The organism is Pseudomonas sp. MS01C9, assembly GCF_058202755.1.
On the sequence record NZ_CM177073.1, the window covers coordinates 5,974,085 to 5,989,993 of the forward strand.

General features: G+C 65.4%; 1 protein-coding gene (running past one end of the window). It reads right to left on the minus strand.

Going from position 1 to position 15,909, the window contains the following annotated elements; genetic code table 11:
- Positions 1 to 15,585, minus strand: partial view of a non-ribosomal peptide synthase/polyketide synthase gene (locus AC1M7R_RS26685; protein WP_490610127.1) — the 5' portion only. It extends 15,339 nt beyond the left edge of the window; only the first 15,585 of its 30,924 coding nucleotides appear in the window; its start codon is at positions 15,583 to 15,585; the stop codon falls past the left edge of the window.
- Positions 15,586 to 15,909 lie beyond the last annotated feature (324 nt).

Consider the following 15,909-nt stretch of genomic DNA (forward strand, 5'->3'; position numbering starts at 1 on the left):
GCCCACCGGCACTGGCTCGCCCTGGGTGTCGAGCACATACAACTGCAGGTCGGGAATACGTCCGCCAATCGGGCTGACGCCCACCAGTTCGGCATCCGCCGCACATAGCGCACGGTAGGTCACGTGCACGGTGGTTTCGGTGATGCCGTACATGTTCACCAGTTGCGTGCCGGCGTTGATCTCCCGGGCATACCACGGTTTGAGGATGCCGGTTTCCAAGGCTTCGCCGCCGAAGATCACCTGGCGCAGGCTGTGCCTGAGCTCGCTTTCGCCCTGAGCCGCGATCAGTTGGCGGAAGGCACTCGGCGTCTGGTTCAGTACCGTGACGCCCTCCTCGCACAGCAGCGTGTAGCAATCCTGCGGCGAACGGCTTACCAGTTGCGGTACCACCAGCAGGCGGCCGCCGTGGGTCAGCGCGCCCCAGATTTCCCAGACCGAGAAGTCGAAGGCGAAGGAATGGAACAGGGCCCAGACGTCCTGGGGACCGAAATCGAACCAGGGTCGGGTGGCCGAGAACAGCCGCGCCACGTTGCGATGCTCCACCATCACCCCCTTGGGCAGGCCGGTGGAGCCGGAGGTGTAGATCACGTAGGCCAGGTGGCTGGAATCCAGGCCCGCCACCTGGGGGTTGCCCAGGGACGCTTCCGGCCATTCAGCACGGTCCAGATCGATCACCGGAACCGTCACGTCTGCCAGGCAATGCCGCGTCGCAGCCTGGGTGAGCACCGCCACCGGCGCGCTGTCCTGCAGCATGAAGGCCAGGCGCTCGGCCGGATAGGCCGGATCCAGCGGTACATAGCCGGCACCGGACTTGAGAATGCCCAGCAGGCCGACGATCATCTCCAGCCCACGCTCAACGCAGATCGCCACCCGGTCATCGGGGCGAATGCCCAGGGCCAACAGGTGATGGGCCACCTGGTTGGCCCGGGCGTTGAGTTCGCCATAGGTCAGCGAACGGTCCTCGAACCGCACCGCCAGCGCATCGGGCCGGGCTGCGGCGCAGGCCTCCACCTGCCCGTGGATCAACGCGTCATGGGGGTAGGTCGCCGGCGACGCATTCCAGGTCTCCAGCAGTTGGCGACGCTCGGCCTGCGGCAGGATCCGCAACCCGTTCAACGGGGCCAGCGGCGTTTGCTCCAGTGCCTCGACCAGGTTTTCCAGCACGGTCTGCACATAATTGCAGACCCGCCCTGCACCGATCGGCGCCTGGGCCATGACCGTCAGGTTGAAATCTTCGCCCAGGTCGTCCACCGACAACGTCAGCGGATAGTTGGTGCGCTCTTCGCCATCCAGCACCTGGATACCGTCCCAGGCGGCGATGGCTTCGCTGGTGGCTGTCTGCGCACCGAGATGCCGATAGTTCAGCAGTGCGCTGAACAGCGGCGCCGGTGCGGTCACGCCGCTGCAACGCTGGGCCAGGACCAGCGAGGCGTGCTCGTGCCCCAGCAATGCGGACAAGCGAGCGTGAGTCGCCTTGACCCCGGCCCTTACACCCTGGCTGCCCAGGTCCACCCGCAGCGGCAGGGTGTTGATGAACATTCCCAGCGCCCGGTCGGCGCCCTCGCCGCCCTGCATCCGGCCCAGCAACACCGTACCGAACACCACATCGTCCTTGCCCGACACACGGCCCAGCACCTGGGCCCAGGCCAGGTGATACAGGCTCGCCGCGCTCACCCCGAGCTGCCGGGCCTGGACTCGCAGGCGTTTGCACAGCGCCGCATCGACCCGCTGCCGGACCTCCTCGATCCCATGCCCGTCGCCCTGCACATCCTGCAAGCCGAACGGCAGCGTCGGTTCGCTCACATCGCCGAGCATCTCCCGGAAAAACGCTTCGTGCTCCTCGCGGCTGACGCCCAGTCGCGCCTGGGCCACGTAATTGCGGTAGGGCACCGACGCCGGCAGCGAATGCCCGCGCCCCACCACATGGGCCTCGATTTCCGCGGTGAGCATGCCCAGGGACGTCGCGTCATCCACCATGTGATGGAACAGCAACATGCCCACCCAACGAGCGTTTGCCGCGTCTTCGGCATACCCCAGGCGCATCATCGGCGCCTGCCGGATATCCAGGCGGTAATGACGGGGGTCCAGGTGAGTCCGCAGTTGCTCGGCGATATCCCCCGCCGCCGGGTCCAGCGCCACCTCTTCGAGGCCCAGCGGCGCTTCGCGCCAGACCACCTGCACCGGCTCGTCCAGGCCTTCCCACACCACCGCCGTGCGCAGGATATCGTGCCGGGACACCACGCCTTGCAGGGCATTGGCAAAATCTTCCAGCCGCGAGCGGCTGTCGAAAGCGAACAGAATGTATTGCAGATAGGGGTCGCCCTGGGCGGCGGCGAGGTGGTGATACAGGATGCCTTCCTGTAGCGGAGCCAGGGCATAGATGTCCTGTACGTTGGCCACGCCCCCCGGCACCGTTGCCAGCACACGGTCGATGCCATCCTGGTCCAGGTCGGCCAGGGGCAGCATGTCCGGGGTGATTCGCGAGCAGTCGTCGGGAATGACATTGGCCGGCACGCGGATCTCATGACGGCCGCCCACGGCCGCCGCCAGGGCCGCCAGGGTGGGTTGGCCGAACAGCACGCGCACGTCGGCCGCCAGGTCGATCTGGCGCATGCGCTCGATCAGTTTCACCGCCAGCAGGGAATGGCCCCCCAGTTCGAAGAAATGATCATGGCGACCGACCCGCTCCAGCTGCAGCAGGTCCTGCCAGATTGCGGCGATGGCGGTCTCGATTTCCCCTTGCGGCGCTTCGTATTCGCGGCTCACCACCGCCGACTGGTCGGGCACCGGCAAGGCCTTGCGGTCGAGCTTGCCGTTGGTGGTCAGTGGAAACACCGTCAGCATCACGAAGGCGCTGGGCACCATGTATTCGGCCAGGGAACCCAGCAGCTCTGCGCGCAGCTCGGCCGCCGTGGGAGGCTCGCCTTCCTCGGCGATCACGTAGGCCACCAGGCGCTGGTCGCCTGGGCTGTCCTGGCGCGCCAGCACCACAGCTTCACGTACCCCGTTGCATGCAGCCAGCTTGGCTTCGATCTCGCCCAGTTCGATGCGGAAACCACGGATCTTCACCTGGTCGTCGTTGCGGCCCAGGTATTCGATGCTGCCGTCGGCCAGCCAGCGACCCAGGTCGCCGGTGCGGTACATCCGCGCGTTCGGTTCGGCACTGAACGGGTTGTCCAGGAAACGTTCGGCGGTCAGTTCGTCGCGGTTCAGGTAACCCCGGCTGACGCCCGCGCCGCCCACGTACATCTCTCCCACCACGCCCACCGGCACCGGTTCGCGCTGGGGGTCGAGCACATACAACTGCAGGTCGGGAATGCGCTTGCCGATGGGGCTGACACCGACCCGCTGCGCGTCGTCCGCGCTCAGTGCGTGGTAAGTCACGTGCACGGTGGTTTCGGTGATGCCGTACATGTTCACCAGTTGCGTGCCGGCGTTGATCTCCCGGGCATACCACGGCTTGAGAATGCCGGTTTCCAAGGCTTCGCCGCCGAAGATCACCTGGCGCAGGCTGTGCCTGAGCTCGCTTTCGCCCTGGGCCGCGATCAGTTGGCGGAAGGCACTCGGCGTCTGGTTGAGGATGGTCACCCCGGCCTCGCACAACAGCGCATAGCAGTATTGCGGTGAACGGCTGACCAGTTGCGGCACCACCAGCAGGCGGCCGCCGTGGGTCAGCGCGCCCCAGATTTCCCAGACCGAGAAGTCGAAGGCGAAGGAATGGAACAGGGCCCAGACGTCCTGGGGACCGAAATCGAACCAGGGTCGGGTGGCCGAGAACAGCCGCGCCACGTTGCGATGCTCCACCATCACCCCCTTGGGCAGGCCGGTGGAGCCGGAGGTGTAGATCACGTAGGCCAGGTGACTGGCGTCCAGCTCCGGCACATCGGGGTTGTGGGACGGTTGCTGGGCTGGCTCATCGACATCCAGCGGATCGAGCACGATGGCCGGGATGGTCATGGGCGGCAGGTTGTCGCGGCATTGCGGTTGGGTCACCAGGGCCGCCGGACGGCTGTCGTGCAGCATGAAGGCCAGGCGCTCGGCCGGATAGGCCGGGTCCAGCGGCACATAGCCGGCGCCGGACTTGAGGATGCCCAGCAGGCAGACGATCATCTCCAGCCCACGCTCGGCGCAGATCGCCACCCGGTCATCCGGACGGATCCCCAAGGCCAACAGACGATGGGCCAATTGGTTGGCTTGCGCATTGAGCTGGGCATAGGTGAGCGCCTGGTCCTCGTGGACCACGGCCGTCGCGTCAGGTTGAGTCGCGGCCCAGGCTTCGAATTGGCGATGGATCAGGGCATCCCCGGCGTATTCGACGTCGCAGCGGTTCCAGGCATCGAGCAATTGCTGGCGCTCGGCCGCCGGCAGGATGGACAAGGCCTGCAACGGCGTCTGCGGCGCCTGCTCCAGGGCCTCGACCAGGCTGCCCAGGGCCATCTGCATATAACCGCAGATGCGCGCCGCACCGATGGACGAATCCACCAGGGCCGTGAGGGAAAAATCTTCACCCAGGTCGTCGACGTTCAGCGTCAGCGGATAGTTGGTGCGTTCGTCGCCGTTCAGTGCCTCGATCCCGTTCCAGGCCGAGCGCGCATCCTGGTCCACCACGATCGCGCTGTGCCGGTAGTTGAGCAAGGCGCTGAACAGCGGCGTCGGGGCCGCCACGCCACTGCAACGCTGGGCCAGGGCCAGGGAGGCATGCTCATGGCCCAGCAGGGCCGTCAGCCGGGCATGGGTCGCCTTGACTCCGGCCCTGACATCCTCGGCGCCTACATCCACCCGCAACGGCAAGGTGTTGATGAACATGCCCAATGCACGGTCGGCGCCCTCGCCCCCCTGCAGCCGGCCCAACAGCACCGTGCCGAAGACGACCTCGTGCCGGCCGGACACCTTGCCCAGTACCTGGGCCCAGGCCAGATGCACCAGGCTGGCGGCACTGACACCCAACTGGCGTGCCTGCACCCGCAGGCGCCGGGACAACGCCGGGTCTACGGCCTGGCGGATTTCATCGATACCGTGCCCGTCGCCCTGCACGTCCTGCAAACCGAATGGCAAGGTCGGCTCGTCGATATCGCCGAGCATCTCGCGGAAAAAGGCTTCGTGCTCCGCTTCGCTCGCGCCCAGCCGTGACTGGGCCACGTAGTTGCGATAAGGCATCGCCTCACCCAACTGCGCCCCCTGCCCCAGCAACAGCAGTTGCATTTCATGCTGCATCACGTCCAGGGCCGTATGGTCCAGGGCCATGTGGTGGAACAGCAGGATCGCCACCCAGCGGTCCTGGACCTCGTCCCGGGCATGGACCAGTTGCAGCATCGGCGCCCGACGCAGATCCAGGCGGTAGTGCCGCGCATCGAAGCGGGTCGCCAGTTGCGTGGCGACGTCACCGGCGGTGGCCTCGGGCTCGAAGCGTTGCGGCTCCAGCCGCACCTGGCGCCAGACCACTTGCAGCGGCTCGTCCAGGCCTTCCCAGACCACGCTGGTGCGCAGGATGTCATGGCGATCGATCACCACTTGCAACGCCTCGACGAACGCTTCGAAACGCTCGAGCGTATCGAAGGCGAACTGCGATTGAAGCACGTAGGGGTCGCCCTGTTCGGCGGCCAGGTGGTGATAGAGGATGCCTTCCTGCAGCGGCGCCAGCGGGTAGATGTCCTGTACGTTGCGCGCGCCGCCCGGCACCGTCGTCAGTAGACGGTCGATGGTCTCCTGGGTCAGCTTGACCAGCGGCAGCAGCTCGGGGGTGATGTGCTCGCAATCGGCCGCAATGCGGTTTTCCGGCACGCTGATTTCCTTGCCGCTGCCAATGGCGGCCGCCAGGGCCGCCAGGGTCGGCTGGCTGAACAGCACGCGCACATCGGCGCTCAGCCCGGCCTGGCGCATGCGTTCGATCAGGGTCACCGCCAGCAGCGAATGGCCCCCCAGTTCGAAGAAGTGGTCGTGACGCCCCACCTGTTCGACCTTGAGCACCTCGGCCCAGAGCCGGGCCAGGGTCTGTTCCACCGCTCCCTGGGGCGCTTCGTATTCACGGCTGGCATAAGCCTCGGCGTCCGGCGCCGGCAAGGCCCGGCGATCCAGCTTGCCGTTGGCCGTCAAGGGGAACGACGGCAGCACCACGAAGGCGCTGGGGACCATGTAGTCGGCCAGTGCGCTCGCCAACTCTGCGCGCAGATCCTGCACCGACAGGGTGACACCCGGCTCGGCAATCACATACCCCACCAGGCGCTTGGGACCGGTCTCGTCCTGGCGCGCCAGCACCACCGCGTCCTGCACCCCCGGACACTGGCCGAGCCGCGCTTCGATTTCCCCCAGCTCGATACGAAAGCCACGGATCTTCACCTGGTCGTCGTTACGCCCCAGGTAGTCCACGCTGCCGTCGACACGCCAGCGCGCCAGGTCGCCGGTGCGATAGAGCAACGCCCCAGGGTCGGCGCTGAACGGGTCGGTCACGAACTTCTCGGCGGTCAGTTCGGGGCGGTTCAGATACCCTTTCGCCACGCCATCGCCACCGATGTACAACTCCCCCGCCACGCCCACCGGCACCGGTTGCAGCTGGGCATCCAGCACGTAGACACGGCTGTTGCCCACCGGACGGCCAATGGGAATGCCGCCCTCGCCCACGGTTCTGATTTCGTGGGTCGTGGTGAATGTGGTGGCTTCCGTCGGGCCATAGCCATTGAGCAGGTGCTGCGGCGCGCCTTCTTTCAAGACCCGGCCGATCACCGCCGGATCGAGCACATCACCGCCGACGATCAGGTAACGCAAGCGCTTGAACACCGGCATCAGACCGGCGGCGTACTGATGGAACAGGCCGGCGGTCATCCACAGCACGCTGACCCGTTGCTCGGTCAGCAACCGGGCGAAACGCTCCCGGGACAACAGCACGTCCTGGTCGACCACCACCACGCAGCCGCCGTTGAGCAACGGCGCCCAGACGTCCAGGGTACTGGCGTCGAAGGCCGGGTTGGAGGCGAACGCCACCCGGTCCCGGGCATTGAAATCGGCATAGCCGTTGTTGATCACCAGTCGATTGATTGCCCGATGCGGCACCAGCACCCCCTTGGGAGTGCCGGTGGAACCGGAGGTGTACATGATATAGGCCACCGCTTCGGTGCTCTGGGGCAGATCGAGGTTGGCGCTGATGTCAGCCAATTCCAGGCGATCCAGATCGAGCCGGGCAGTGCCTTCGGCCACACTCGCGGAACTGAGGGTCAGCAGCACCTTGGCCCCGCTGTCTTCGATCATGAACTGCTGGCGTTCCAACGGCGCATGGATATCCAGTGGCACGAAGACGGCGGCGCACTTAAGCACCGCCAGTTGACTCACCAACAGTTCCAGTGAACGCTCCAGCAGGATCGCCACACGGTCCCCGGGCTGCACGCCCTGGCCCGCCAGATGACGAGCCAGGCGGTTGGCCCTGGCGTTGAGTTCGGCATACGTCAGGCTGTTGCAGTCGTGCACCGCCGCCGACGCTTGCGGATTGGCCTGCGCCAGGGCTTCGAACAGTCCGTGGACGGTCCTGTCCTGTGGATAGCGACGCGTGGTGGCGTTGAACTCCAGCAGCAGTTGGCGACGCTCGCTCGCCGGCAGGATCGACACGCGGCTCAACGGCGTCTGCGGTGCTTGCTCCAGGGCAGACACCAGGTTCTCCAGCACCACGTTCATATAGGCGCAGATCCGCTGCGCGCCGATCCGTGGCACCGCCAGCGCGGTCAGGCTGAAACCTTCACCCAGGTCATCCACCGAGAGGGTCAGTGGATAGTTGGTGCGCTCTTCGTTGCTCAGGATTTCGATGCCGTTCCAGGCCGCCAGTGCATCGCTCGAGTCCATCCCCGCATTGCTGTGGCGGTAGTTGAGCAAGGCGCTGAACAACGGCATGGGCGCAACCACGCCGCTGCAACGTTGCGCCAGGGCCAGGGAGGCATGCTCATGACCCAGCAGGCCGGTCAGCCGGGCATGGGCCGCCTTGATACTGCCGCGCACATCCTGCTCTGCGACGTCCACCCGCAACGGCAAGGTATTGATGAACATGCCCAGCGCATGCTCGGCACCGTCACCACCCTGCATCCGCCCCATCAGCACGGTGCCGAACACCACGTCCGGTTTGCCGGACACCTGGCTCAGCACCCGTGCCCAGGCCAGGTGATGCAGGCTCGCCGCGCTCACACCCAGTGCCCGGGCCTGAGCCCGCAGACGACGGCTCAGGTCGGCACCGAGGTGCAACCCGGCCTCTTCGATATCGCTGCCGTTGCCGCGCACGTCCTGCACGCCAAAAGGCAGCGTCGGCTCTTCGATGTCACCGAGCATCTGGCGGAAAAATGCCTCATGCTCCTCGCGACTGCTTCCCAGGCGCGCCTGGGCCACGTAGTTGCGGAAAGGCGCCGCCTCGCCCAGACGATCGGCCTGACCCAGCAGATGCAACTGCATCTCGTGGCGCACCCTTTCAAGCGCCGTGTGATCGAGGGCCATGTGATGGAACAACAGCAGCGCCACCCAGCGCTGGTTGGCGGGGTCATGGGCAAAGGCGATGCGCATCAGCGGCGCCTGTTGCATGTCGAGACGGTAGTGCAAAGCGTCGAAACGCTCGCGCAGCTGCCCGGCGATATCCCCCGTCGCCGCAGCCAGCATCACCTCCTCCACGGCCAGCTGCGCCTTGCGCCAGACCACCTGCACAGGCTCATCGAGGCCTTCCCAGACCACGCTGGTGCGCAGGATGTCATGGCGATCGATCACCGCTTGCAGTGCGTGGGCAAATGCGTCCAGGCGCTCGCGGTCGGCGATGCTGAACGTGGCCTGCAATACGTACGGATCGCCCGCGGCCGCCGCAATATGGTGATAGAGAATGCCCTCCTGCAAGGGCGCCAGGGGGTAGATGTCCTGCACGTTGCGCGCGCCACCCGGCACAGTCGCCACGATGCGGTCGATGGCGTCCTGGTCCAGCGCCACCAGCGGCAGCATCGACGGCGTGATCCGGGTGCTTCCCAGCAGGATGCCGTTGTCCGGCACCTCCACATCGCGACCGCTGCCAACCGCAGCGGCCAGCGCCTTCAAGGTCGGCTGGCCGAACAGTACACGGATATCCGCCGACCAGCCCAACTGGCGCATGCGTCCGATCAGGCTGACGGCCAGCAGGGAATGGCCGCCCAGTTCAAAGAAGTGGTCGTGACGCCCAACCTGTTCCACGCCCAGCAGCGCCTGCCAGAGCTGCGCCAGGGTGGTTTCGACGTCGCCTTGGGGGGCTTCGTAGCCTCGGGTAATGACCGATTCGAGGTCTGGCGCCGGCAAGGCCTTGCGGTCCAGCTTGCCGTTGGGGGTCAACGGCAAGGCGTCCAGGCGTACGTAGGCCACGGGCACCATGTAGTCCGGCAGTTGCCCTTGCAGATGGCTGCGCAGGGCCTCGATGTCCACGGTCCGGGACTCGGTGAAATAGGCCACCAGGCGCTTGTCCCCCGGGACATCTTCGCGAGCTTGCACCACGGCTTCTTTTACGGCCTCGTGCCCGGCGAGCCGTGCTTCGATCTCGCCCAGTTCGATACGGAAACCACGGATCTTCACCTGGTCGTCGTTACGACCCAGGTATTCAATATTGCCGTCCGGCAGGTAGCGACCCAGGTCGCCGGTCCTGTACATCCGGGCGTTGGTTTCGTGGCTGAACGGGTCCTTCAGGAAGCGTTCGGCAGTGAGGTCATCGCGATTGAGGTAACCGCGCGCCACACCGGCACCGCCGATATAGATCTCTCCCGGTACGCCCAATGGCACCGGTTGACGGTGTTCATCCAGCAGATAGAACTGGGTGTTGGCCACCGGTTTACCGATATGCGCGGCGAAACCTTCCTCGCGGGACATCGATACCCAGCTTGAGTAAGTGGTGGTTTCCGATGGGCCATACAGGTTGCACAAACGCTTGACCTGGGTTTGTTCGAACAGCGCTTCCACCAGGCTGCGCTTGAGGGCTTCGCCCGCCACGTTGACGGTCTCGACACCCTCGCCCAAGCCACCGGATTCCAGCAGTGCCTTGAGGGCCGACGGCACCGTGTTGATCAAGGTGATGTCGTGCTCGCCCTGTTGCAGTTCCAGCACATTGGCGACCACGTCGATGCTGCCACCGCAGGTCAACGGCGCGAAGCACTCGTAGACCGCCAGGTCGAAGTTCAGCGAAGTGGAGAACAGCGTCTTCGACAAGGTTTCAGAGTCGAAGGAACGCTGTGCCCAGGTCAGGAAGTTCACCGTGTTGCGGTGCTCGATCATCACGCCCTTGGGCAGACCGGTGGAGCCGGATGTGTAGATCACATAGGCCAGGTGCGACGAGGTCAGTTCCGGAACCTGGGGATTCAGGACGGACTCGTCCTGCCAAAGTTCGCTACCCAGATCGATGACCGGCATCGCAGCGCCGGCCAACAATCCAGCCGTCGCCGTCTGGGCCAGCACCGCCGCCGGGGCGCTGTCTTCCAGCATGTAGGCGATCCGGTCCGCCGGGTAAGCCGGATCCAGCGGTACGTAACCGCCGCCAGCCTTGAGGATCGCCAGCAGGCCCACCACCATGTCGAGGCCGCGCTCGACACAGATCGCCACCCGAGAATCGGGTTTCACCCCCTGCTTGCGCAGGTAATGGGCCAGGCGGTTGGCCCGTTCGTTCAGTTCGCCATAAGTCAGGCGTTGCCCACGATACAGCACCGCCAGCGACTCCGGCGTGCGCTGAACTTGCGCTTCGAACAGCCCGTGAATCGTCTGCTCCAGCGGGTATTCGGCCTGGGTGGCGTTGAAACCCACCAGCACCTGTTCACGCTCGCTGGCCGGCAGAATCGGCAGGCGATACAACGGCACCTGGGGTGTCTGCTCCAGGGCCTCCACCAGTGTTTCCAACGCTGCCTGCACATACCCGCAGACCCGTTGTGCGCCGATCCCGGCAGCCACCAGCACCGTCAGACTGAAGCCGTTGCCCAGGTCGTCGACGTTCAAGGTCAGCGGATAGTTGGTGCGCTCCTCGCCTTCCAGGGCCTGGATACCGCGCCATGCCTGCACCGCCGAGGTCGAGGCCGCGTCTGCGCCAGTGGCGCTGTGGCGGTAGTTGAGCAAGGCGCTGAACAACGGTAATGGCGCCGCCACGGCACTGCATCGCTGGGCCAGGGCCAGAGAGGCGTGCTCATGGCCCAACAGGGCCGTCAGCCGTGCATGGGTCGCCTTGACGCCCGCCCGCACGCCCTGCTGCCCCAACGTCACGCGCAATGGCAGGGTATTGATGAACATCCCCAGCGCCCGGTCGGCGCCCTCGCCGCCCTGCATCCGGCCCATCAGCACGGTGCCGAACACCACGTCCTGCCGGCCGGACACCTTGCCCAACACCTGGGCCCAGGCCAGGTGCACCAGGCTGGCGACGCTCACCCCCGCCTGACGCGCCTGCTGGCGCAGGCGCAGATCCAGTGCCGGGGCCAGCGCTTGCCGGGCCTCGTCGATGTCGTGGTTCTGCCCCTGCACGTCCAGCAGGCCGAACGGCAATGTCGGTTCGTCCACGTCGCCGAGCATGTCACGGAAGAAGGCTTCATGCTCTTGCCGAGTCACCCCCAACCGTGCCTGCGCCACATAATTGCGATAGGGCACCGTTTCCGCCAGTCGGGCGGTCTCGCCCAGCAGGTGCGCCTGCATTTCGTGTTGCACCACCTCCAGCGCCGTATGATCCAGCGCCATATGGTGGAACAGCAAACTCGCCACCCATCGACGATTGGCCTCGTCTTGACCGTAGGCCAGGCGCATCAACGGTGCCTGGCCCACGTCCAGGCGATGCTGTCGCGGGTCGAAGCGCTGGCGCAGCTGCGTTACGGCGTCCCCGGCGGTCGGGTCGAACCGGACCTCTTCGAGGTGCAGTTTCGCCTCGCGCCAGACCACTTGCACCGGCGAAGCCAGCCCCTCCCATACGACGCTGGTGCGCAGGATGTCATGGCGATCGATCACCGCTTGCAACGCCTGGGCGAAGGCTTCCAGACGCTCACGGTCCTCGAAGGCGAACTGCGTCTGGAGGACGTACAGGTCACCCTGCTCCGCCGAGAGGTGATGATAGAGAATGCCCTCCTGCAAAGGCGCCAGGGGGTAGATGTCCTGCACGTTGCGCGCACCACCCGGCACAGTCGCCACGATGCGGTCGATGGCGTCCTGGTCCAGCGCCACCAGCGGCAGCATCGACGGCGTGATCCGGGTGCTTCCCGGCAGGATGCCGTTGTCCGGCACCTCCACATCGTGACCGCTGCCAACCGCAGCGGCCAGCGCCTTCAAGGTCGGCTGGCCGAACAGTACACGGATATCCGCCGACCAGCCCAACTGGCGCATGCGTCCGATCAGGCTGACGGCCAGCAGGGAATGACCGCCCAGTTCGAAGAAATGGTCATGACGCCCAACCTGTTCCACGCCCAGCAGCTCCTGCCAGAGCTGCGCCAGGGTGGTTTCGACGTCGCCTTGGGGGGCTTCGTAGCCACGGGTAATGACCGAGTCGAGGTCTGGCGCCGGCAAGGCCTTGCGGTCCAGCTTGCCGTTGGGGGTCAACGGCAAGGCGTCCAGGCGTACGTAGGCCACGGGCACCATGTAGTCCGGCAATTGCCCTTGCAGATGGCTGCGCAGGGCCTCAATGTCCACGGCCCGGGACTCGGTGAAATAGGCCACCAGGCGTTTATCGCCCGGGACATCTTCGCGAGCTTGCACCACCGCTTCTTTTACGGCCTCGTGCCCGGCGAGCCGTGCTTCGATCTCCCCCAGTTCGATACGGAAACCACGGATCTTCACCTGGTCGTCGTTACGGCCCAGGTATTCGATATTGCCGTCCGGCAGGTAGCGACCCAGGTCACCGGTCTTGTACATCCGGGCGTTGGTTTCGCTGCTGAACGGGTCCTTCAGGAAGCGTTCGGCAGTGAGGTCATCACGATTGAGGTAACCGCGCGCCACACCGGCGCCGCCGATATAGATCTCTCCCGGTACGCCCAATGGCACCGGTTGCCGCTGTTCATCCAGCAGATAGAACTGGGTGTTGGCCACCGGTTTACCGATATGCGCGGCGAAACCCTCTTCGCGGGACATCGATACCCAGCTTGAGTAAGTGGTGGTTTCCGATGGGCCATAGAGGTTGCACAGGCGCTTGACCTGGGTTTGTTCGAACAGCGCTTCCACCAGGCTGCGCTTGAGGGCTTCGCCCGCCACATTGACGGTCTCGACCCCCTCGCCCAAGCCACCGGATTCCAGCAGTGCCTTGAGAGCCGACGGCACCGTGTTGATCAAGGTGATGTCGTGCTCGCCCTGTTGCAGTTCCAGCACATTGGCGACCACGTCGATGCTGCCACCGCAGGTCAACGGCGCGAAGCACTCGTAGACCGCCAGGTCGAAGTTCAGCGAAGTGGAAAACAGCGTCTTCGACAGGGTCTGCGCATCGAAGGAACGCTGCGCCCAGGTCAGGAAGTTCACCGTGTTGCGGTGCTCGATCATCACGCCCTTGGGCAGACCGGTGGAGCCGGAGGTGTAGATCACATAGGCCAGGTGCGCGGAAGTCAGTTCCGGAACCTGGGGATTCAGGACGGACTCGTCCTGCCAAAGTTCGCTACCCAGATCGATGACCGGCATCACAGCGCCGGCCAACAATCCAGCCGTCGCCGCCTGGGCCAGCACCGCCGCCGGGGCGCTGTCTTCCAGCATGTAGGCGATCCGGTCCGCCGGGTAAGCCGGATCCAGCGGTACGTAACCGCCGCCAGCCTTGAGGATCGCCAGCAGACCCACCACCATGTCGAGGCCGCGCTCGACACAGATCGCCACCCGGGAATCCGGTTTCACCCCCTGCTTGCGCAGGTAATGGGCCAGGCGGTTGGCCCGTTCGTTCAGTTCGCCATAAGTCAGGCGTTGCCCACGATACAGCACCGCCAGCGACTCCGGCGTGCGCTGAACTTGCGCTTCGAACAGCCCGTGAATCGTCTGCTCCAGCGGGTATTCGGCCTGGGTGGCGTTGAATGTCGCCAGCAATTGCTCGAGCTCTGTGTGGGGCACGACCGACAGCCCGGATAACAAGGCCCCCGGCGTCTGCCGCAATGCCTCCACCAGGCTCGCCAGCGCCGTTTCCATATAGGCACCGACCCGTGCCGCGCCAACGCCCTCCACCGCCTGGACGGTCAGGCCGAAGTCCTCGCCCATGTCGTCCACCGACAGCATCAGTGGGTAGTTGGTGCGTTCCTCGCCACCGAGTACCTGAATACCGTTCCAGGCCGACACCGCTTCGGTCGAAGTCGCCGTACCGCTGTGGCGATAGTTGAGCAAGGCGCTGAACAATGGCGTCGGCGCAGCCACGCCGCTGCAGCGTTGCGCCAGCGCCAGGGAGGCGTGCTCATGGCCCAGCAGGGCCGTCAGCCGTGCGTGGGTCGCCTTGACCCCGGCGCGTACCGGCTGCCCTTCCACGTCGACTCGCAACGGCAAGGTGTTGATGAACATGCCCAAGGCTCGATCAGCCCCCTCGCCGCCCTGCATCCGACCCAGCAGCACGGTGCCGAACACCACATCCTGCCGGCCGGACACACGCCCCAGTACCTGCGCCCAGGCCAGATGGACCAGGCTGGCCACGCTCACCCCCAGTTGCCGGGCCTGGGAGCGCATGGCCTGGCTCAGGCTGGCCGGGAGCGTCATGAAGGCTTCCTCGACCACCTGCCCGCTGCCTTGCACTTCCTGCAAGCCAAACGGCAAGGTCGGCTCGTCGACGTCACCGAGCATTTCGCGGAAAAAGGCTTCGTGTTCCTGGCGGCTCACACCCAGGCGCACCTGGGCCACGTAGTTGCGGTACGGTACCGCCTCGGGCAGGGCGTGTCCCTGGCCCAGCAGGAACGCTTGCATCTCGTGCTGCACCAGCTCCAGGGCCGCATGGTCCAGCGCCATATGGTGGAACAGCAGAAGCGCTACCCAACGCTGGTTGGGGCGATCCTCGGCGCAGACCAGCCGCAGCAACGGCGCCCGTCCCATGTCCAGGCGGTGGTGGCGGGTATCGAAGCGTTGTTGCAACTGTGCCTCGACGGCGCCCTGGGCCGGATCCAGCTGCAGCTCCTCCAGGGTCAGCACGGCCTTGTGCCAGACCACTTGCACCGGCTCGTCCAGCCCTTCCCACGCCACCGAGGTGCGCAGGATGTCATGGCGGTCGATCACCCCTTGCAGGGCCTGGAGGAAATCGTCCAGGCGAGCGCGTCGGTCGACCGCGAACAGCGCATGCAGGACATACGGATCGCCCTGCTCCGCAGCGAGGTGATGATAGAGGATGCCCTCCTGCAACGGCGCCAGGGGATAGATGTCCTGCACATTGCCCGCGCCGCCGGGCACGCTGTCGATGATCCGGTCGATCTGTTCCTGGGTAAGGCTGACCAGGGGCAACATATCGGGGGTGATACGGAAGGCCGGGCTCAGCCAGTCGCCACCGTTTCGCTCCACCAGCTCGAGCAGTTCACGCTTATGGAGGGCAAGGCTTTCCCACAACGCGTCGTCCAGTCCTTCGTCGTCGCCCTGGATCACAAGGTTGTCGTCGTCCTGCTGGAGACGGATCGGGTGCTTGGAAAGCGCTGCCATCAATTCGCTGAATTGCATCGAGGAAACCTGCTTCGTAGTTCGGAATGGTTGACGATCGAAATCTCGTCTTTCAGGTACGGCGTCGCGCCGGAACGCATACGGCGTACAGGCCAGGGCAATGGAAGAGCGTCATGTTCAACCCAAGGAGATCCCTCTCTGGACCGTCTCCTCACAGGCCAAAAAAAATTAGAGCATTCGTTGGGGCATGTCTGTCATGGGAAGCAGGGACAAGCTCCGGCCCCGGCAGGACAGGCATTGTGTCGGGAAAAAATCGCGGCGAACGCCCTGCCGGGGGAAGCCCCCCGGCAAGGTTTTTCATCCGCGGATCGTGCGGTATGCGAC